This is a genomic window from Bacillus sp. AK25 (assembly GCF_048270685.1).
GTDB classification, from domain to species: domain Bacteria; phylum Bacillota; class Bacilli; order Bacillales; family Bacillaceae; genus Bacillus; species Bacillus altitudinis.
On the sequence record NZ_JBLUWC010000001.1, the window covers coordinates 2,661,321 to 2,682,058 of the forward strand.

The 20,738-nt window shown below is 41.6% G+C and carries 22 protein-coding genes and 1 riboswitch; of the genes, 6 read left to right on the top strand and 16 right to left on the bottom strand.

Annotation, left to right across the window (positions count from 1 at the left end):
* Positions 1-21: 21 nt before the first annotated feature.
* The 5 genes from ACNO7B_RS13760 to ACNO7B_RS13780 all read right to left on the bottom strand — a co-directional run bounded on the left by ACNO7B_RS13760 (position 22) and on the right by ACNO7B_RS13780 (position 2,876).
* The gene (locus tag ACNO7B_RS13760) at positions 22-1,005 is read right to left on the bottom strand and encodes an ABC transporter ATP-binding protein (RefSeq protein WP_417901622.1); all 984 of its coding nucleotides are present in this window, start codon (positions 1,003-1,005) and stop codon (positions 22-24) included.
* On the bottom strand, positions 999-1,877 hold the full coding sequence (locus ACNO7B_RS13765; protein ID WP_007501894.1) for an ATP-binding cassette domain-containing protein: 879 nt from the start codon (positions 1,875-1,877) through the stop codon (positions 999-1,001). The genes ACNO7B_RS13760 and ACNO7B_RS13765 overlap by 7 nt, the downstream gene beginning before the upstream one ends.
* Entirely contained in the window at positions 1,870-2,262 is a 393-nt protein-coding gene (locus ACNO7B_RS13770; RefSeq protein ID WP_017358353.1) for a GntR family transcriptional regulator, read from the bottom strand. Before ACNO7B_RS13770 ends, ACNO7B_RS13765 begins: the two co-directional genes overlap by 8 nt.
* Positions 2,263-2,279: 17 nt before the next feature.
* Positions 2,280-2,459 (bottom strand): hypothetical protein, encoded by a 180-nt coding sequence (locus ACNO7B_RS13775; RefSeq protein ID WP_008342991.1) that lies wholly within the window; start codon positions 2,457-2,459, stop codon positions 2,280-2,282.
* A 141-nt stretch (positions 2,460-2,600) separates the two neighbouring features.
* Positions 2,601-2,876, bottom strand: coding sequence for a YtzC family protein (locus tag ACNO7B_RS13780; RefSeq protein ID WP_417901623.1), 276 nt, complete (start codon positions 2,874-2,876; stop codon positions 2,601-2,603).
* 152 nt (positions 2,877-3,028) lie between these two features.
* On the opposite strand from ACNO7B_RS13780, the gene ACNO7B_RS13785 reads away from it, so the two are divergent.
* On the top strand, positions 3,029-3,994 hold the full coding sequence (locus tag ACNO7B_RS13785; protein WP_417901624.1) for a TIGR01212 family radical SAM protein: 966 nt from the start codon (positions 3,029-3,031) through the stop codon (positions 3,992-3,994).
* The gene (locus ACNO7B_RS13790) at positions 3,991-4,569 is read left to right on the top strand and encodes a tRNA (mnm(5)s(2)U34)-methyltransferase (RefSeq protein WP_212338405.1); all 579 of its coding nucleotides are present in this window, start codon (positions 3,991-3,993) and stop codon (positions 4,567-4,569) included. The genes ACNO7B_RS13785 and ACNO7B_RS13790 overlap by 4 nt, the downstream gene beginning before the upstream one ends.
* Positions 4,570-4,588: 19 nt before the next feature.
* Here ACNO7B_RS13790 and ACNO7B_RS13795 read toward each other — a convergent pair whose 3' ends face one another.
* The 3 genes from ACNO7B_RS13795 to ACNO7B_RS13805 all read right to left on the bottom strand — a co-directional run bounded on the left by ACNO7B_RS13795 (position 4,589) and on the right by ACNO7B_RS13805 (position 7,485).
* Positions 4,589-5,365 (bottom strand): sporulation protein, encoded by a 777-nt coding sequence (locus ACNO7B_RS13795; RefSeq protein WP_417901625.1) that lies wholly within the window; start codon positions 5,363-5,365, stop codon positions 4,589-4,591.
* A 231-nt stretch (positions 5,366-5,596) separates the two neighbouring features.
* Positions 5,597-6,676, bottom strand: a complete 1,080-nt coding sequence (locus tag ACNO7B_RS13800; RefSeq protein WP_046527561.1) for a tetraprenyl-beta-curcumene synthase family protein — start codon at positions 6,674-6,676, stop codon at positions 5,597-5,599.
* Positions 6,677-6,705: 29 nt separating this feature from the next.
* Complete coding sequence (locus ACNO7B_RS13805; protein ID WP_019743683.1) at positions 6,706-7,485, bottom strand: alpha/beta hydrolase; 780 nt, start codon at positions 7,483-7,485, stop codon at positions 6,706-6,708.
* A gap of 45 nt (positions 7,486-7,530) precedes the next feature.
* Between ACNO7B_RS13805 and ACNO7B_RS13810 the strand changes: the two genes are divergently transcribed.
* Positions 7,531-8,046, top strand: a complete 516-nt coding sequence (locus ACNO7B_RS13810) for a gamma carbonic anhydrase family protein (protein ID WP_008342977.1) — start codon at positions 7,531-7,533, stop codon at positions 8,044-8,046.
* 141 nt (positions 8,047-8,187) lie between these two features.
* Here ACNO7B_RS13810 and asnB read toward each other — a convergent pair whose 3' ends face one another.
* A complete protein-coding gene (asnB, locus tag ACNO7B_RS13815; protein WP_047945244.1) occupies positions 8,188-10,086 on the bottom strand; it encodes an asparagine synthase (glutamine-hydrolyzing) in 1,899 nt (632 codons plus the stop codon).
* A gap of 148 nt (positions 10,087-10,234) precedes the next feature.
* On the bottom strand, positions 10,235-11,437 hold the full coding sequence (metK, locus tag ACNO7B_RS13820; protein ID WP_008342973.1) for a methionine adenosyltransferase: 1,203 nt from the start codon (positions 11,435-11,437) through the stop codon (positions 10,235-10,237).
* A gap of 195 nt (positions 11,438-11,632) precedes the next feature.
* Positions 11,633-11,767, bottom strand: a riboswitch (SAM riboswitch).
* Between the two features lie 226 nt (positions 11,768-11,993).
* Between metK and pckA the strand changes: the two genes are divergently transcribed.
* Complete coding sequence (pckA, locus tag ACNO7B_RS13825; RefSeq protein WP_007501908.1) at positions 11,994-13,580, top strand: phosphoenolpyruvate carboxykinase (ATP); 1,587 nt, start codon at positions 11,994-11,996, stop codon at positions 13,578-13,580.
* A gap of 40 nt (positions 13,581-13,620) precedes the next feature.
* Here the strand turns inward: pckA and ACNO7B_RS13830 are convergent, their stop codons facing one another.
* Genes ACNO7B_RS13830 through ACNO7B_RS13855 form a run of 6 tightly spaced genes read right to left on the bottom strand, consistent with a single transcriptional unit; the run spans position 13,621 to position 18,757 of the window.
* Positions 13,621-13,863: a DUF2584 domain-containing protein gene (locus ACNO7B_RS13830; RefSeq protein ID WP_017358362.1), complete on the bottom strand. Its 243-nt coding sequence runs from the start codon at positions 13,861-13,863 to the stop codon at positions 13,621-13,623.
* Between the two features lie 39 nt (positions 13,864-13,902).
* A complete protein-coding gene (locus ACNO7B_RS13835) occupies positions 13,903-14,697 on the bottom strand; it encodes an alpha/beta hydrolase family protein (RefSeq protein WP_017367901.1) in 795 nt (264 codons plus the stop codon).
* Between the two features lie 26 nt (positions 14,698-14,723).
* Positions 14,724-16,205 carry a phytoene desaturase family protein gene (locus ACNO7B_RS13840; protein WP_417901626.1) on the bottom strand — a complete coding sequence of 494 codons (1,482 nt, stop codon included), beginning with the start codon at positions 16,203-16,205 and terminating at the stop codon, positions 14,724-14,726.
* Positions 16,202-17,329, bottom strand: coding sequence for a glycosyltransferase (locus ACNO7B_RS13845; protein ID WP_417901627.1), 1,128 nt, complete (start codon positions 17,327-17,329; stop codon positions 16,202-16,204). Before ACNO7B_RS13845 ends, ACNO7B_RS13840 begins: the two co-directional genes overlap by 4 nt.
* A complete protein-coding gene (locus ACNO7B_RS13850; protein WP_035702126.1) occupies positions 17,314-18,060 on the bottom strand; it encodes a lysophospholipid acyltransferase family protein in 747 nt (248 codons plus the stop codon). Before ACNO7B_RS13850 ends, ACNO7B_RS13845 begins: the two co-directional genes overlap by 16 nt.
* The gene (locus ACNO7B_RS13855; RefSeq protein ID WP_017358367.1) at positions 18,029-18,757 is read right to left on the bottom strand and encodes a carotenoid biosynthesis protein; all 729 of its coding nucleotides are present in this window, start codon (positions 18,755-18,757) and stop codon (positions 18,029-18,031) included. Before ACNO7B_RS13855 ends, ACNO7B_RS13850 begins: the two co-directional genes overlap by 32 nt.
* Positions 18,758-18,930: 173 nt before the next feature.
* Between ACNO7B_RS13855 and ACNO7B_RS13860 the strand changes: the two genes are divergently transcribed.
* Positions 18,931-19,932, top strand: a complete 1,002-nt coding sequence (locus ACNO7B_RS13860; protein WP_024719321.1) for an ABC transporter substrate-binding protein — start codon at positions 18,931-18,933, stop codon at positions 19,930-19,932.
* Positions 19,933-19,947: 15 nt separating this feature from the next.
* The gene (locus tag ACNO7B_RS13865) at positions 19,948-20,718 is read left to right on the top strand and encodes an ABC transporter ATP-binding protein (protein WP_050827612.1); all 771 of its coding nucleotides are present in this window, start codon (positions 19,948-19,950) and stop codon (positions 20,716-20,718) included.
* Positions 20,719-20,738: the final 20 nt, after the last annotated feature.

Consider the following 20,738-nt stretch of genomic DNA (forward strand, 5'->3'; position numbering starts at 1 on the left):
CTCTACTCCCCTGCTCTCTGTTTATCTTTTTCGATAGATTAAGAAATAACTCGTCAGTGCGCCTACAGCTCCACCGATGCACATACCAACAAAATATCCAACTAATGAATCTGAGGAGAAACCAACCCAGCCAAACCCTAAGACGCCAAACACAATCACCATAATTTGAATTGGGCGATCCATTATTGAATAAAGGAAGAATCGGCCATTTCGTTCAATTGGATGTTTAATAAAGCTAAACAAGCCAATAAGGTAAAATAGCAACATCATGACAATTGGAACGATGTATTCTTCACCATTGAACCAAAGCGGATATTCCTGATAAAAACTGTTAGCTGTAATATAAGTAATGGGGGAAATGGGCGTGATCAAGAAATTAAAGATTTTATCCAGCCACATCCCGCTTGTTTTAAAGATAAAATCTAAATGAAGGATTGGTAAACCAATCACTAAGTAAGGTAAAATAGCTGTACTAAATCCAACGATTGCTTGAGAAATAGCACTCCCTGTTAAAGCACCTGCTGCAAAAAACAAACTATAGATCATCAAGGCTGACAACAGTGCAGAAACATAAAGACTGTTAAATCCAGGTGTCTCTATTGGCCCAAGACCTAATTTTAATAAATAAATGAGAAGGTATGAAACAGCATGAACACTTGTAATGATTCCTGCACCTAAGAAAAACTTTGTATGAAAGATGGAACTTCTACTAAACGGCAAGGATACGGTAAAGTCCATCTGCCCTTTATTTCTTTCAAATCCTAGCTGAATCACAGCAAAAAATATTCCCATGACCCATGAAAGTGAGAGAAATGCGTCCGTCTTAAAAATATAAGTGAATGTTGTTGTATCCATTAGACAGTCTCGGTTATTCAAACAATCTTGAAAGGTTGAGTACTCCATTAAGAGGGATAATGGCGTCGCAAAGACCGCAACAAGCATCACTAAAATGAATGTCAGCTCAGACTGCTTCCATTCCTTATATAACAATTGCCGCTTTACCATCTGCGTTTCCCTCCAAACTTTGCAATGAATACTTCTTCTAAATTTACAGGCAGTTCATGCCACACTTTTGGTTCAAGCGATTTCAAATACTCTTTTGCTTCTTCATCTGTTTTGAGTACAAGTGCTGTATAGAACACACCTGCTTGATCTAAAATGGCAACGCCTTTTTTTCTAATACTTAAGTTCATATCCTCTTCAAATGCCATCTGGATTTTGACGTAGTCATTCTTTAATTCATCTAAATCCATAACACTTGTGAGCTGATTTCCTTCCAAAAACCCGATTCGGTTACACATACGCTCAATATCCTCTAAACGGTGAGATGTAATTAAAATCGTTGTTTGTCGTTCTGCCACCTCGTCAATCATCAGCTGAAGAACGTCATTTCTTGTGACTGCATCAATCCCATCTGTCGGCTCATCTAACAAAATGACTGCTGGTTTGATGGCAAAACTTAAAATGAGGGACAGCTGTTTCTTTAAACCTGTCGACAATTCACGGTATTTCACTTTTTCCGGAATCTCATACCGGTTCACAAGCTCATTGGCATATGTCACGTCAAACTTTGGATACAGTTGTTTTAACAGCTTCACAAGCTGTCCATAATTGTACCGGTCAAAGTAGGGATTTACGACTGGCATATACACAATATTTTGCTTCACTAACGGGTGGTCTTTTACGAGTACATCTTTAAAATAAATCTCTCCTTCATCTGGAAGAAGGATTTGCTGAATCAAGCGAAGAAGTGTTGTTTTACCAGAGCCATTCCGGCCAAGCAGGCCAAAGATCTCTCCTTCGCCTATCTTGAAGGAAACGTTGCTGAGTACTTCACGTCCATTTAATTTCTTTGATACATTTCTGACCTCAATCAACTTGGTTTCCTCCTTTTAGACTTGAGCCGATCTCCTCCAACCACTCTTTGAGTTGATGAATATCAATACCGGCATAATGAGCTTCAATAATGAGTTGCCTCAATTGCTCCTTCATCTCTAACACCTTCCCTTCATTCAGCTTTAACTGTGCACCTTCTGTCACATACGTTCCACGGCCTCTTAATGTTTCAATAATTCCTTCCCGTTCAAGCTCTTTATACGCTTTGCTGACGGTGTTTGGATTCGCAATAATAATGGTGGCAAGCTCTCTCACAGAGGGCAGTTTGTCACCTGGTTTCATCACGCCTTTTAAGCACAGAATTTTTAACTGCTCAATGATTTGTTCATATATTGGTGCAGCGCTTCTTGGATCTATTTGAATCATGATGGCTCCCTCTTTTCTCATTCATGCTTTTGCAGTCCTATCGCTTGATCATGTCCTTGCATTAAAGGGACCGAATTTGGAATAAAATCTTTTTGAACTTCAAAACCAATGAAAACGAGAACGAAAAAAAATGTACATGCTAACGCAACAGCCAGCACCATCCACTTTAAATTGATTGGTTTTTTTTCTTTTTTCATGGTTAAACACCTTTCTTCACGTTTAAGTGTCTATAGTGTATTAGTTGATGTAGTACACTTAATACAATATAGACACTTATTTGAAAAGTCAAGAGACTTTGGAAAAAATAAAAACAGACCCTTAAAAAAAGGATCTGTTCATCATTCGTTCTCGTATGAAATACCCAAAATCATTTGGTTTTGCAGACTTTGAATTTGTACACGCGTTCTGTCTAAACGTTCTCTTTGCTGATCATTGGCGACATCTTTTAACTTTTCTAATTCATTCACTGCATCCTCTAGCATGAGCTGTGCTTTTGAAAATTCTTCCTCGTTATAATGTTCTTGGCGAGAGCTCAAATCCAACTGTTCGCTTGCAAACTCAAGAGTCTCAGTACTTTTTTGGACAAATTCATCGATTGATTTTCTAGTTGCCATCTAGCCATCCCTCCATTTCATCATTTCTCTCGCCTATTTTGCCCACGTAAAGCTTTTTCACTAAAGAAAATGTTGGACAGATTCAATTGTCCTCTTTCGTGATTTTTGTTAAACTTTAAGGATGCCTATTATTATGCAAGGAGGTTACTGACTTGGATCAGCATAACCCTTTTTTATATTCAAACAGCGAAAAACGTTATCACACATGGAATTATCATTTGCGTGAGCACTTTGGTCATAAAGTATTTAAAGTCGCACTAGACGGCGGCTTTGATTGTCCAAACCGTGATGGTACTGTCGCACATGGAGGTTGCACATTTTGCAGCGCAGCAGGATCTGGTGATTTTGCAGGGAACCGGGCGGATGATCTCATTACTCAATTTAATGAAATCAAGGACCGGATGCATACAAAATGGAAAGATGGAAAATACATGGCGTATTTCCAAGCTTACACAAACACACATGCACCGCTGCCTGTTTTAAAAGAAAAATACGAAACCGTTATGAATCTGGATGGAGTGGTTGGTTTATCGATTGCCACAAGACCTGATTGTCTGCCAGATGACGTCGTGGAATATTTAGCTGAGTTAAACGAACGGACGTATCTATGGGTTGAACTTGGTCTACAAACTGTACATGAGCGGACAGCGATGCTCATCAACCGTGCCCATGATTATGAATGCTACGTAAAAGGTGTAGAAAAACTGCGAAAACATGGCATTCGAGTCTGTTCACATATCATCAACGGTCTTCCTCTTGAAAACCGAAATATGATGATGGAAACAGCAAAAGCTGTCGCTGATTTAGATGTGCAAGGAATTAAAATTCATCTACTTCACCTGTTAAAAGGAACACCGATGGTAAAGCAATATGAGAAAGGCAAACTAGAGTTTCTCAGCCAAGAGGAATATGTCCAGCTTGTCTGTGATCAGCTGGAGATCCTGCCCCCAGAAATGATTATTCATCGTATTACAGGCGATGGTCCCATTGAATTAATGGTAGGTCCAATGTGGAGTGTGAATAAATGGGAAGTGCTCAATGCCATTAATGCTGAGCTTGAAAGACGTAACAGCTACCAAGGCAAACGCTTCGTCAGATTGGAAGAAGCGGCAAAATGATTTTAAAACGGATGCTCCCTTTTAGTAAAGAGCTGTTAGAACGTGCTTGTCAAAAAGGCGATATTGTCATTGATGCAACGATGGGAAATGGCCATGATACACACTATTTAGCTGACCTTGTCGGGAAGGATGGACAAGTTTTCGCATTCGATGTACAGAAGGAAGCCATCGAGCAAACAAGCAAAAGACTTGGTGAGCACTACCCTTACGTTCACCTGATCCATGACGGACATGAACAACTTGCTGAGCATCTGCCAGCCGAAGCTTATGGTCACATATCTGGTGCAGTGTTCAATCTTGGGTACTTACCAGGAGGCGATAAAACCGTCACAACTCAGGCCCATACGACCATTGAAGCGATCAAACAGCTCATGGATTGGCTTAAGCCTGGAGGTCTGATCGTTCTTGTGATTTACCACGGTCATCCCGAAGGAAAAAAAGAGAAGGACATCCTTCTTGATTATTGCAAAACACTCCATCACGAAGAAGTACAGGTGATCTCTTATCAATACATGAATATCCAAAACGATCCGCCCTTTGTGGTAGCCATTGAAAAAAAACTCAAATCCTCTTAATGGATTTGAGTTTTATTATTTAATAAGCGTATTGGTCAATGATTTCTTCAAGCACTACTTCCAGCTCTTCTGCATCTGCAAGCTCTGATCGAGTAAAGCGGACACGTACAAGCTGTTCTCCGTCATTATACATTTCTTCCAGCCAGCCACGCAGCCCTCTTGCTCTACGGTCAACTTCAAAAATGATATCTAGCCCCTCTTCATCAATGAAGAAAATCACCTCTAACTCATCAAGCATTTGACGATAATAGTCGGAAGTCGGTATGAACTCAAACTCTTGAACAAAGGGAAGGCGGCGCCTGAAATAAGGTGCTTCTTCACAGTCTGCTTCATGAAGGTGAAAGCCTAAGTTTCCGACAGCCTCAAGCACACGTTTCACCCAAGGGTGCGCGCTTACGAAAATGCGGTCATGATCAAATTTATCAATACCACCTTGAATATCAAGGTCTGTCACAACAGCCACCTCTACTTTACCTACAGTCATTGGTGTATCAAGAGGAAGGTGAAATGAGAATGTAAACTGATGGGCTTCTCCAGGCTGAATCGTGAATGATTCAGTCACTCGGACAGAATGGATGGTTGTGTGTTTTCGCTGCTCTTCATCATCTTTTACAATGGTGTACCATGTTTTCAACTTTAAATCAATATAGCGAATATCTTGAGGCACTTTTCCGCCCTTCACATGGACTGTTCCCTTTACTTCTTCTCCCGGTTCATACGCATCTTTCTCCAAAATTGTATCCACTTTTGCTGCACCGATTCCTACACTTGCTGCAAACTTTTTAAAAAATGACATATTCGACCTTCCCCTTTTTTAAGTTTTTCAACAAATATACGTCATAAGGAGTAGATACGATTCATTCGATCCTTACTTTTCTCCTATTTTTCGTACACTAAGAATAATATCGGCAGCAAATAAGAGGATTGTAATCATAAAAGAACTGTACATGGTCCAAAGCGAAACAGTTCAAAACAAAAAAGCTTGTAGAAAACCATTTTCTACAAGCTGATGAGCTTACTGTATCCTTTATGAAGATTTCATCCAAGGCATTTTCTGATAGGTTCGATAGGCTCTGCCATTGATATAGAAAAAGAACGATGTTTTCCCGCTTGATTTGATCAACCGTTTTGCCAGCTTGTTCATCTCTTTTTGGGCTGTCACTTTTTCATCAGACAAATAGACCGCAAGTAACCCTCTATTGATTAGTTTGTGAAAATTCTCGTGTGGAATGCCTTTCAGCTGTTCATCCGCTTTTTCAATAAAATGCTGTAGTCTATCCATCATCTCATGATGAGAATTGTAGTACGAGCAAAAATTCAAATCGCCTTCCAGCCTGTCCTCTTCTTGGTCGATTAAATAGTCCAGTAAGATGTGCAGACCTTGGATATAAGGGAAATAGCTTTCGTAAATTTGCTTCGCCTGCTTCTCTGTAAAATCAGGTTGCAGTGCATAAGCCACAAGACAGAAAATGCCCAGCGTTGATCCTGCACATGCGGAAAACTCATACCACTCCATCTTCGGTAAATCCTTTTCATACTGGCGGAACCATGACTCTAATCGAGGTTCACGCTCATGAGGAACCACATGCTTATGTACTTGTAAATCACTATAATAATCACACAGCGTATGTAAATAGGGCTGAATGATCTGATAATGCGCTAGACGTGACAGCACATCTTGGCACGTCCTGACTAGCGCATGCAGGTACCCATGATCCTCTTGATCATCACGGAATTGATAATACGGCTTAAGCTCCGCATGAATATCGAGTGCATCTCTCATTGCCTGATGCAGCATATGAAAATCCTTTGGATCAAGTGATGTACTGCGGTCACACAAATTATCTAAGTAATCGCTAATCGTTTGGTACGCCACAATGAATTCAATACACGTTTCCTTCGCTTCACCTGCAAGCAGAGATAAAATTCCCCCGCCTTCACAGTGAAAGGTTTTACTGGATATGCTCGCTAGTGCCTGCGTTCTCAGTTCTTCATTTTCAATCATTTCTGCATGCGCCCGCCACTTTTTTAGCTCCTGATGAACTAGCGGAAAAATATCTTTATACACCTTCGTCATCAGTGCAAAAGGACGTTCTGGTACTGACAAATCAATCCACCCCCAACTTAAGCTCACAATCAAATATATTGATCAGTAAAGGCTCTTGCCGCCTTAAACACATCTTCTCGCTCGGGCTCATTAAAAATTTCATGATAAAGCCCTTCCCATTCACGGTATGATTTATTGGTTGATTCAATGCCATTGAACCATTTCATCACTCTTGTTTTATCTACAATCTTGTCATCGCCTGCCTGCATGAGCAGGAGTGGAATCGACCGAAAAACATTCGTAGGCTGCATCGCCGCATCGATATTTTTCACCAGTTCTCGATACCAGCGAACCGACACCTTCGTCACATAAAGCGAATCATTCGAATCTGCCTCTATCACATCTTGATTCCGCGTGGCAAGTTCAATCGACAGCCCAGATTCGACTTTAAAAGACGGCGCCAGCACATTTAGCCCTTTTGACGCAAAATCCATCAGCTTCTTCGGTTTAAATTGCAGACCTAAACAAGGTGATGATAAAATAAGGCCATCAATCTTCGTATGGGTATACTGCTTGAACCATTCAATCGAAATCAGCCCCCCCATACTATGTCCAAGTAAAAATGTCGGAAGTCTGAACGACTTCGCATGTTCAATCCATTCATCCACTGTATCAATGTATTCTTGAAAAGAACGAATGTGGCCTCTCGCACGTGTCGATGTCCCTTGCCCAGGCAGGTCACCCATGACGACGTGATAGCCTGCATTTCGCCACATTTCGATCAGCCATTTATATCGGCCATGATATTCACTAGCACCATGTACAATGACAATTGTACCAACCGGTCTTTCAGCATGCCAAGTCCACAAAGTAAACACCTCACAAATGTTGTATTAAGAAAGGAAGTCGAAAAAGTGATTTATCCATATCATCAGTTTACACCTGAGATTCATGAATCGGTCTTTGTTGCAGAAAACGCCACCATTACAGGTGATGTCACAATAGGAGAATATTCAAGCGTTTGGTTCCAAACGGTCATTAGAGGCGATGTAGCTCCTGTGAGAATTGGAAAAAACGTCAACATTCAAGACTTATCCTGCCTGCATCAAAGTCCTGGAAAAACACTTCTGATTGAAGATGGTGCTACCATTGGACACCAAGTCACATTACATAGCTCTATCATTCGAAAAAATGCCCTCATTGGCATGGGATCCATCATTCTCGATGGTGCGGAAATTGGCGAAGGAGCCTTTATTGGTGCAGGTAGCCTTGTCCCGCAAGGAAAAGTCATCCCAAAAGGCTCACTCGCTTTTGGCCGTCCAGCCAAAGTCGTTCGCCAGTTAACAGATGAAGATATCCAAGACATGGATCGTATCCGCAGAGAATATGTAGAAAAAGGACAATACTATCGTTCCCTTTTATCGCGTTAACATCATACATGTATCTTCACTTTATCATGTTTTTTTCAGGATATTAAGCAATAACTGTGTACCGCTTGTTATTTTACCCTTTTCCACTACTTTCTATCATGACAAAAAAGGTTTTCAGCACAAAGCTGAAAACCTTTTTCATTAGCTAAAAATAACTTCTTTCGGCTGGTGATTCAACTGCTCTGGATCAATGCTGCGCTCTACATAGATGCTATGCCAGATCATAAAGATCAGGACAGTCCAAATCTTACGGCTATGATCTGCTTTTCCAGCACAATGATCATTTAATAAATCAAGAACATATGCCTTGTTAATGTATTCATCTGTCTGACTGTTTTTAATGATATCTTTCGCCCAAGCGTTCATCTCATTTTTCAGCCAATGACGAATTGGCACAGGGAAACCTAGTTTTTTACGGTTTAACACATGGTCTGGTACAATGCCTTCTGCTGCTTTACGCAATAAATATTTCGTTGTACCGTCTTTCGTTTTCAGCTCTTCTGGAATTTTAGAAGCTGCTTCAAATACGACCTTATCAAGGAATGGAACACGAAGCTCAAGAGAATTCGCCATTGTCATCTTATCTGCTTTCAGCAGGATATCCCCGCGCATCCACGTATGGATATCAACATATTGCATTTTGTTAATATCACTGTAGCCTGCACTTTCTTCGAAGTATGTTTTCGTCACGTCACGATACGTGATGTTCGGATCATACTGCTTTAAGAGGTTTTTCTTCACTGGCTCTTCAAAGATTTTCGCATTGCCGATATAACGTTCCTCTAATGGCGTACAGCCGCGAACGATAAAGCTTTTCCCTTTCATTCCTTCTGGCATTAAACGAGCCAGACGAAGAAGAAGCTTTTTCAGCATGGATGGTACAGATTCAAAAGGCTTTAGAGACAGCGGCTCACGGTAAATATTATATCCACCGAATAGCTCGTCTGCTCCCTCACCTGAAAGAACAACTGTGACTTGTTTTTTCGCTTCTTTTGCTACGAAATACAATGGAATCGCCGCTGGATCAGCCAAAGGATCATCTAAATGCCAGACGATCTTTGGAAGCTCATTCATATATTCCTCAGGAGAAATCACAGCACTAAAGTTTTGCAATCCCAGCTTATCAGCTGTTTCTTTTGCTACATCTACCTCACTGAATCCATCCTGCTGGAAACCAACAGAGAATGTCTTCAGTTCAGGGTGAAATTCCTTTGCGACCGACACGATGAAAGAAGAATCGATCCCACCTGATAGGAATGAACCAACAGGCACATCACTTCTCATGTGGACTTTTACAGAATCATAGATAGCATCACGTACTTCTTCTACTAATTTCTGCTCTTGTGTTTGTTCAGGTTTGAATTGAACTTTCCAGTAAGTCTTAAATGCAATGTCTTGGCCTGGACGCAGTGTAAACTGATGACCTGGCTCAACTTTGTGCACTTTTTGATCAAGTGTATTTGGCTCAGGAACGAACTGAAAAGACATATACTGCTGCAAAGCAGTCTCATCAAATAAAATGTTCTCATTCACAGCCATTAAGCTTTTGCGTTCAGAAGCAAAGTACACTTGGTCATCCAATTGTGTAAAATAGAGCGGTTTAATGCCGAAAGGATCTCTTGCGCCATATAATAACTGCGCTTCTTTATCCCAAATTAAAAATGCAAACATCCCGCGAAGCTTCGATGCCGCTTCTTCTTTATAGTGGCGATATGTGGCAAGAAGGACTTCCGTATCAGAATCTGTGCTGAACGTATAGCCTTTTTTCACAAGCTCTTCTTTCAGCTCCACATAGTTATAAATTTCTCCGTTGAAAATAATCCAATATTTTTCATCTTCATAAGAAAGCGGCTGCTTTCCGTGTTCAACATCTATAATACTTAAACGTCTAAATCCAAATCCTACATGCTCATCATGAAAGTACCCCTCATCATCCGGACCTCGATGAACGATGAGACGATTCATTTGCTTAATTAACTCTTCCTGCTCAGTAGTTTCGGACAATGGACGGTGATTAAATACACCAACAAACCCACACATATTATTGCCTCCACGTTATGTTATTTCTTAAAAGTAGACCTATAATTAGACAGTATTTTGTCCAATTTTGTTTCACATTTTTACGCTTTTTGTAGAATTTTTTTTAATCAAAAGGAAAACCGCTTAAAATAAGCGGTTTTGTATGTTGTTATTCTCCTAATGCTTCCTTGCGAAGCGTGTCGGCTTTATCCGTTTTTTCCCATGGAAGATCCAAGTCATGACGGCCAAAATGTCCATATGCAGCGGTTTGTTTATAGATCGGACGACGTAAGTCAAGCATTTTAATAATGCCGGCTGGACGAAGATCAAAGTTTGCACGTACCACTTCAATTAATTTCTCTTCAGAGGCTTTTCCTGTTCCAAATGTATCAATTGAAATGGAGACAGGCTGTGCAACACCAATTGCATAAGCAAGCTGTACTTCACATGAATCTGCAAGACCAGCTGCTACGATGTTTTTCGCTACATAGCGAGCCGCATATGCTGCAGAACGGTCAACCTTCGTTGCATCCTTACCAGAGAAAGCACCGCCACCGTGACGAGCATACCCGCCATAAGTATCAACGATGATTTTACGTCCAGTTAAACCAGCATCCCCTTGAGGTCCACCGATGACAAAGCGGCCTGTTGGGTTGATGAAGTATTTTGTTTCTTCATCGATCAGTTCACTTGGAACGACAGGGCGGATGACATGCTCTTTTAAGTCGCTTTGAATTTGTTCAAGCGTCACTTCTGGTGCATGCTGTGTAGAAATAACCACCGTATCAATACGAACTGGTTTGTTTTGTTCATCATATTCAACTGTTACTTGAGTTTTTCCGTCTGGACGAAGGTATGCAAGTGTTTCATTCTTGCGTACTTCTGTTAAACGGCGAGATAATTTATGTGCAAGAGAAATCGGCAGTGGCATAAGCTCTTCAGTTTCGTTGTTTGCAAAACCAAACATCAAACCTTGGTCACCTGCACCGATCGCATCAATTTCTTCTTCAGTCATTGTTCCTTCACGTGCTTCAAGCGCTTTGTCTACACCTTGCGCAATATCAGCAGACTGTTCATCAATTGATGTAAGAACCGCACATGTTTCCGCATCAAAACCATATTTCGCACGTGTGTAGCCAATTTCCTTAATCGTGTCACGCACCGTCTTTGGAATGTCGACATAAGTAGACGTTGTAATCTCACCGCTTACTAATACGAGACCGGTTGTTACAGAAGTTTCACAGGCAACACGTGCATTTGGATCTTTCTTTAAAATTTCATCCAAAATGCTGTCTGAAATTTGATCACAGATTTTATCTGGATGTCCTTCGGTCACTGATTCTGAAGTAAATAAACGACGATTTTGACTCATAATGGCTATTTCCTCCTGTACAAGACCACATCATCCCAAGATGAGGCCTCCAATATGATACGGAACTCGTTCCCTCTTATATTTCAACATGTTTATATTAGAGATGTTATTGGCAATTTGTTCATATGATATCCCAAAAATAAAAAAACCATTTCCTTCATTGCGAGGAAAGGGTCTGAGATCGCATGCCTTTCACTCTTATCGCTCAAGGTGTTCTTGTACCTTGCATCAGGTTAGCACCTTGGTTTCTCAGCATGTTCATGCCTTTTTCATAAGAAACCGGTTGCTGGGCTTCATCGGGCCTGTCCCTCCACCAACTCGGGATAAGAGTATCCGTTCAATAAGATATCTTATCTTAAACCCTTGCGTCATGTCAATGGTTCATAGGAATTATCTCCCCTTTTTTTCACCTCATCATTAGCATCACCAAAAAGCATATTTTCATAGCAGAAATGAAAAAACACACACAAAAATGTTTAAATAGTATAGACTATTATTATCAATGTGTTATACTAATCAAAACAAACAAATTCAACGGTAAAGGAAGGGTTTTTTTATGAACTCAGTGGATTTAAAAGAAGATTTGCAGTCATTGCTCTCATTAGAAAATACGCACCAAAATTTATCTGTTCCGAAACTTGTTGAAAAGATTCTGGCACGTAATGAAGGCGTTTTAACTTCAACTGGTGCTGTACGCGCCACAACGGGTGCCTACACTGGACGTTCGCCTAAAGATAAATTCATCGTAAAAGAAGAAAACTCTGAACATAAAATTGATTGGGGTCAAGTCAATCAGCCGATCTCGAAAGAGGCATTTGATCGTTTATATACAAAGGTTGTGTCATACTTAAAAGAACGTGATGAACTATTTGTCTTTGATGGTTTTGCCGGTGCTGACGAAAAATACCGTATGCCCATTACAGTTGTAAATGAATTCGCTTGGCACAATCTTTTTGCAAAGCAGCTATTCATCAGACCTGATGGATCAACACCATCATCAAACGAAAAACCTTTTACCATCTTATCTGCACCTCACTTTAAAGCAGATCCTGAAACAGATGGCACAAACTCTGAAACGTTTATTATCGTTTCTTTTGAAAAACGTACGATTCTGATCGGTGGAACAGAATATGCAGGAGAGATGAAAAAATCCATTTTCTCTGTTATGAACTACCTGCTTCCTGAACAAGATATTTTATCTATGCACTGCTCTGCTAACGTCGGTCAAGAAGGCGATGTTGCTTTATTTTTCGGCCTTTCAGGTACTGGAAAAACGACGCTTTCTGCAAGTGCAAGCCGCAAGCTGATTGGAGACGATGAGCACGGCTGGTCTAACACAGGTGTTTTCAATATTGAAGGCGGATGCTATGCAAAATGCGTGAACTTAAGTGAAGAAAAAGAACCCCAAATTTACAAAGCCATCAGCTTCGGATCAGTGCTTGAAAATGTAGTACTTGATGAAGAAACACGTGAAGCAGATTATGATGACACATTCTTTACTGAAAATACACGTGCGGCTTACCCAATCGAAATGATTGATAACATCGTGAAACCAAGTATTGCAGGTCACCCATCTGCCATTGTCTTTTTAACAGCTGATGCATTCGGCGTTTTACCTCCAATCAGCCGTTTAACGAAAGAACAGGCGATGTACCACTTCTTGAGCGGTTACACAAGTAAATTAGCGGGAACTGAGCGTGGCGTGACGTCACCAGAAACAACGTTCTCTACTTGCTTTGGTTCACCATTCTTGCCACTTCCTGCTCATGTCTATGCTGAAATGCTTGGTAAAAAAATCGATGAGCACGGCGCAAAAGTATTCCTTGTGAATACAGGCTGGACTGGCGGCGGCTACGGTACGGGCAAACGAATGAATCTTGCTCATACAAGAGCAATGGTGCAGGCAGCGATCGAAGGCGATCTTGACAACGCTGAAATGATCACTGACGACATCTTCGGATTACACATCCCGCTTCATATTCCAGGAGTGCCAGATGAAGTGCTTCAGCCTGCTAAAACATGGGACGATCAAGAGGCTTACAAAGAAAAAGCAAACTTCCTTGCAAATGAATTTAAAAAGAACTTTAAAAAATTCAGCCATGCAGCAAGTGATATTGAAGCAAAAGGCGGACCACTCGTCTAATCAAAAGGAAAAAGCTGAGGGAATGAATCCCTCAGCTTTTTTAGTTCGTTGAATGCAATGACACAAGACGGTACGTCACCTTCGTGATATTGTCTGTGAGCTCCAGCTTTTCAACATGTGCTGTTCCTGTTTTTTCTCCGTCTTTCGTTTTACGCACCTCAAGCGGAATATTTAATGGATAAATGCGGTACCCTTCCTTCATGAGCTCAAACACATTTTCTTCAATTCTTGTCTCTTTTCCTTTTGTGACAATCATTGTATTAAATTCAACAGGCATTCCCATAATGAAAATCCCCCTACTTTCTATATTTCTTTCTACCGTTTATTTTACCACATTTCCGCCTTTTCGGCTGTGCATCCATGTCGTCAGCCGTCTGACAATCTCCCGGTTATGCTGTGGCGGGAAATAATGATGATATCCATGAAAATACCATGTTTCCACAGATTTGCCATGCTGACGCAGGGCATCTTCTAATAAATACGCATGCTCAATGGATACATTCTCATCCAGCTCCCCATGAATGATTAGGACAGGTGCTTCAATTTGGTGCACATGATTCAAGGGCGTTCTAGCCTCATATGCTTCTGGTACCTTATGCGGAGGACCTCCTATTACACGCTTCATCATTCTTCTCATATCCACACGTTCTTCATAGGTGAGCTTCATATCACTTACGCCTCCCCATGTCACAAAGGAAGCGGCCTCATGCTTCATTTCAACAGCGGTCCATATGCCCATAATTCCGCCGCGGGAAAAACCAAAGATATGAATGCGCTCCTGCTTCACCTTTTGATGATGTTTCAACAGCTGAAATGCAGCAAATGCATCTTTCCGGTCTTCTCCGGCAAAATCCTCGTTCCCTTCCCCTCCTTGATTCCCTCGGTAGAAGGGCGCAAAGACGACAAACCCTTGCGCAGCAAATTGCACAATTCGGCCAGGTCTAACCATTCCCACATTTTTAATGCCGCCCCGTAAATATAAAAAACCGTCATAGAGACCTTCTCCGGCCGGTTCAGCGAGCAGCCCCTTCATTCGAAGTCCATCGGCCTCATATGTCACTGTATATAAGTGAATATGCGGATGTGGCGACGGAAACCTTCTCTTTTCCACAATCACTTGAATTCTCTCCTTTTCATTCGGTGTTACGTCAAATGCTTGATGATGGCTTCTGCGACGAGCTGTCCTGATTTTGTCACCATCGGAGTGCCGCCGCCTGGATGACTTGTGCCGCCAACAAACCAAAGCCCTTCAATATCCTTTGATTGATTATTGATGCGAAAAAATGCCTGCTTGAATGAGTTTGACGACATGCCATAAATGGCCCCATGATACGCTCCCGTTTTTTGCTGCAAATCAAGCGGGGTTTGTACCGCTTCAAATTCTACAAGCTGGTCAAGATCAAAGAGACCCTTTTCCTTTAGTTTTGTTTTCATATGCTGGCCATATGTCTCCTTTAGCATGTCCCAATTTTGCTCTTTTGTCACATATGGCGCATTGGCCAATACAAACAAGTTACTTCTTCCTGGCCCTCCGCTTAAAGCTGGCTCTGAATGACCTGAATAACAGATGTAAAGCGTCGGATCATGAGGAAGCTGTTTTTTCTGAAAAATATCCTTGAATTCTTGTTCATAATTCTCTGGAAAAAACACGTTGTGATGAGACAGTTGTTCATAGACTTTAGGGACGCCCAACAAAAGAACAAAACCTGATAACGATGGCTCAATGTTTGCCAGTTTTTGATTTCTAAAGCTCGGGCGGTCTTCTTCATCAATTAATTGGCGATAAACAGTCAGTGCATCTGCCCCCGCAATGACTTGATCTGCTTCATATAACTGTTGATCCGTTTCAACTCCTTGGATTCGCTTATTCTTTACATGAATCTTTTTGACTGATTCATTAAGATGAATTTGGACACCCAATTCCTTTGCCAGTGTCTCAAATGCCTCAACTAAACGATACGTACCGCCCTTAATACCATAAATGCCTTTTTCTCCTTCTAAATAAGCCATCATATTAAAAATAGCAGGTGCCTCGTATGGAGAAGAGCCAATGTAAGTCGCATACCGGCCAAACATCGCCAATGTATGAGGATGACGAAAATATTGACGTAGCAAGCGCTGAACGGATGTAAAAGGTTTGACAGCAAGAAGGGCTTTCATTAACTTGATATCCGCTTTATCCTTCCAGGTCAATAATAAACGATTTAAAAACTGATCCTCTGCCATTTGAAAAAGCTTCTTCGATTCCTGTAAAAATGCCCGGTATTGCTGCGCATCCTCTGGACTAAAGACTGCAATTTGTGATTCCATTTGCTCAATATCTGGCGTAAACTCGACCGTATGTCCATCTGAAAAAACGTTTTTAGTAAGGGGAGAAATCGGATAAAACGTCACATAATCCTCCATTCGTCTATGACAGGAGGTAAATACTTCCTCAAAATACGCCTTCATTGTAATGGTACTCGGTCCTAAATCAAAAGAGTAGCCAGACGCTTGATGGCGTTGTAATTTCCCGCCTAAAGAAGCTTCTTTTTCTAAAATGGTGACCTGGAAACCGCGTGACTGTAAGCGAATCGCAGCCGATAACCCGCCAAGTCCGCCGCCAATAATGATCACTTTTTTCATTCGTACCTTCTTCCTTTCCATTCATAGCCTTCTTTTTTCAGCCCAATTTTCATAGAAGCAAAACCAATGGCAATCAGGCTTATGATACTGACCGGCAATAAAAAGGCCATCGTAGACGTTCTTCCATTTTCGATATCAATGACCGCTTTAATGGATACACCCAGCCCGTAGCAAAGAAGGGCTAAACAGAGATTGACCACATCAAAATGAATCAGTGCGATCATAAAGCAAAGAACAGGAACTACATAAAGGACGGAGTATAAACAAAAGACACTGCTTAACAAAGCAATGTTTCGATTCACTCCCGGGAACAAATTTTTCCGATATCCTTCCCATACTTCCTGTCCACTCTCATACATTCTCATGTAGACAAAAGAATGAATACTTGCCAGTGTGAACGGAAAGCCCTTCTCTTTCACACGTTTAGCCAAAGCCATATCATCCACAAGAGAACCCTTGATCGCTTCATGACCACCTATTTCGTGATAACAGTTCTTTTCAATGGCAATAAAGCCGCCATGTGCTGCGGCAAAAGCAGGATGTTGAGATGTTCTGACCCACTTCACTGGCAAATGACAGCCAATCGTAAACATCATCATAGGAACGACAAGATGCTCAAAAGGCGTTCCCGTTTTTTGCTCTGGGAAACCTGAAAGCATGCCCGTTTTTTGTATGCATAACTGCTTGTACACCGCTTCAATAGCTCCTTGTTTTAAGCGGACATCTGCATCTAAAAATAACAGCCAATCAGACGATGCTGCCTCAGCAAGCTGGGAACAAGCATATGATTTTCCAAGCCATCCTCGTTTCAGTACTTGACCTGACTGCACGCGAATCCATGGATATGTCTCTGCGAAGCCCTCTGCAATCATTCTCGTCTGATCTGTCGAGTGATCATCCAGCACGATCAACTCTTTCGGATGGAGACGCTGATCAACAATCGACTGAAGGCAGGCTTCCAGCCGTTTTTCTTCATTTCTCGCTGGAATGAGGATCGATAATGAAATGGGTTCATCAGGTGAAAGAGATGCCGGCTTGAGTACAGGAAATTGCTTCATATTCCAAATCGTAAACATCAATTGGCAGATCAGCAAAACGCTGATGACAATTAAGAAGACCGCCATGTTTTCACCCACTTTTTAAAGGAATCAAACGCATCACTAGTTGACCGGCTTGTCCTTGTCACCTGCCTAAATTGTTCGTTTGTTGAAAAATCTGGATCAGCAATAACCTGTGCTTGATGTGTGTTTAACTGTGTTTCAAGCAGGTCTCCGAGTAAACTTGTTACTTCCTTACTGCGAAGTGATTCGCCAGCTACTAGGACATCTTCTCCAAACTCAACCGATACCGTCGGTTTTTGAAATTGATTAAATGTATAATGCAGCGTCACAGGTTTGATGACGACCTGCTCAAATTGCCTGACTAAAAAAGAAGCTCCGCCTTCCAGTTCAAGCGGCCGTGTGTCTTGGTGCATAATTTTCCCCTGCGGGAAGAGCCACACAGCCCCGCCAGCCTCCATCTTCTCCTTTGCAGTCATTAATGCCTGCTTGACACTTTTCAGCTTCTCTTTATGAACTGGAAATGCACCAATTTTTTGAAAAAAAGCATATTGCTTCAACTGCTTCTCTTCCATCATCATGGCATGATCCAGCTCAGACATTTGTTCTATTAAAAGAAAAATGATCAGTCCATCCCACCATGAACTGTGATTGGCAAGATAAAGAACAGGATGTTTCTCCTTTGGATCAACCGTACCTTTCATCATGACACAGCGAAAATGTTTGTTCAGTAAATATCGTTCAAGATAAAAATAAAAGAGTCGTCTAAACGATCGGTTTTTGTCGCTTTCTTTCAAATCGAACCCTTCCTTCACACAAGATGACAATGATCAGTGCTAAATAAAAAATGACATCCAGCCCGCCCTTTAATGCTAAAAGACCAAAGAAGAACACCATGGCCTGATAAATACGCCCATTCCAGCGCAATGCCTGCTGATCAATGGAGACGAGCGGGAACAGAAATGAAAGTCCTGCTCCAATGATACCCCAGCTGACAAAATTCTCAAAAGGGATACCAAAGAAACCTCCGCCGTCATACCACACCCAAAACTTTCGTTCAGCTGCTACCGGATCTAATATGAGATCAAGCAGCACAATCCATATACCCGTTTCGACGGCTCGTTTCCACTTCGATTGTTGTCTTGATAAAAAAAGACTATTTAAAAACACACCAACCCATGCAAAAGCGATCGTCAAAGGTACTCCCGCCACAAGAAATCCAAGCGTCGGATAATAATCATAGGCCCCAAATGGAAAATCAGTTGTGATCCCCACCCATTCAACCGTAAACGTCAACACACCCACAATGGCTGCTCTTACGATCACAAAGCTCCATGCCCCGTAAATATTTCGGCCAATCTCAATGACGCAGCAGGCGTAAAGCACAAGAAAGATACCATTCGCAAACTGAAGCCATGCCGGCACTTCAAAAAAGACCATTAAAATAAGACCCACTACATACCATCCAACAAATACCCAACTCAATCTATACACGAAACCGCTCCTTTATTTCTACCAAATTCAAGAAAGCATTCATGCTTCTAGTATAGAAAAAAAGACACGTTCTATAAATAAACAATGCGCTTCTTATTTCATCTAGGCACTCACCAAAAATCCCTTTTGACATACTTTAATTAGTGATCTAGAACAAAGGAGGCGAATTACTCTTGAATCGTTCCATTAAAGTCAGACTGGCATTCATATTCGTTGTCCTGCTCTTTATTCCATTTGTCGCCTGTAAAAAAGACCAAGAGCAGACCGTACAAGTAGCCGAGGTGACCCATTCGGTCTTTTATGCACCGCTTTATGTCGCCCTATCCGAAGGATTTTTCAAAGATGAAGGCTTAGAGGTTGAATTAAAAACCACTTGGGGCGGCGATAAAACAATGACAGCTCTCTTATCCGGCGGCGCTGATATCGCTCTGACCGGATCTGAATCTTCTATTTATGTGGAAGCACAAGACACGAAAGACTCTGTCATGAACTTTGCACAGCTGACACAAACAGACGGTACATTTCTTGTTTCAAGGGAAAAAATCAATCAATTCTCTTGGGATCAATTGAAAGGAAAGGACTTTCTCGGACAACGGAAAGGCGGCATGCCGCAAATGGTCGGTGAATATGTCCTGAAAAAAGAAGGCATTGATTTGAAACAGGATCTTCGCATGATTCAAAATATTGATTTTGCCAACATTTCAGGTGCTTTTTCCTCTGGAACTGGCGATTTTGTGCAGTTATTCGAACCGACAGCTTCCTTAATTGAAAAAGAAGGCAAAGGGTACATTACCGCCTCCTTTGGTGAGGCTTCCGGCAAGGTGCCTTATACCACCTTTATGGCAAAGAAGAGTTACTTAGAGGAAAACAAAGAGACAGCTGAAGCCTTTACTCGTGCCATTTACAAAGCGCAAAAATGGGTCAAAGCAAAGAGCCCAGAGGAGATTGCCAAGACAATCCAATCTCAATTTCCTGATACAGACCTTGATGTCTTATCAACAGCTATCAAACGCTACAAACAGCAGAACTCCTATGCAACAGATCCCCTTCTAAATGAAGAGGAATGGAACAAATTACAGGAAATCATGAAAGCAAGTGGTGAACTGCCGGAATTTATCCCGTACAAACAACTTGTCGATTCATCCATTGCCAAGAAGGTCACAGATCACAAATAGAACAGGAGGTAGCACATGTCTTTCCTTCAAATTAACCATGTGACCCACACGTACTTCTCTTTAAAAGAAAAAACCACGGCCATCAAACACATCAATATGGAGATCACTCAAGGTGAATTCATCTCATTTATTGGTCCCAGCGGCTGCGGGAAAACAACCTTGCTGTCCATCATCGCAGGCATTACGCCACCCTCTGAAGGTCGAATTTTAATCGAAGGAAAAGAACCGAATCAACAGGAGCATCAAATCGGTTATATGCTCCAGCAAGATTATTTGTTCCCATGGAAAACGATCAAGGAAAATGTCATTCTCGGATTAAAAATTGCAAAACAAGATTCACATGAAGCCACCTCAGCTGCCCTTAGCTTACTGCCAAAGCTTGGACTCAATGATGTCGAAGATAAATACCCGAAGGAGCTGTCAGGCGGGATGAGGCAGCGTGCGGCTCTCGCCCGAACGCTTGCAGTTGATCCCGGCCTACTTCTGCTTGATGAGCCATTTTCAGCACTAGATTACCAGACGAAACTGACATTAGAAGACCTCGTCTTTCACACATTAAAAAACTACCAAAAAACGGCTGTTCTTGTCACACATGACATCGGCGAAGCCATTGCGATGAGTGATCGCATTTTCTTATTCTCAAAGCATCCAGGCTCTATCCAGCGAATGTTTACCGTTCCAGATGATCTGAGGACGCTCTCTCCTTTTGAAGCGAGACAGACAGCAAGTTTCCAAGAGCTCTTTCAAACGATTTGGAAGGAGCTGAAGACAGTTGAAACACAGTGACCTTTTACATGAAGCCTATC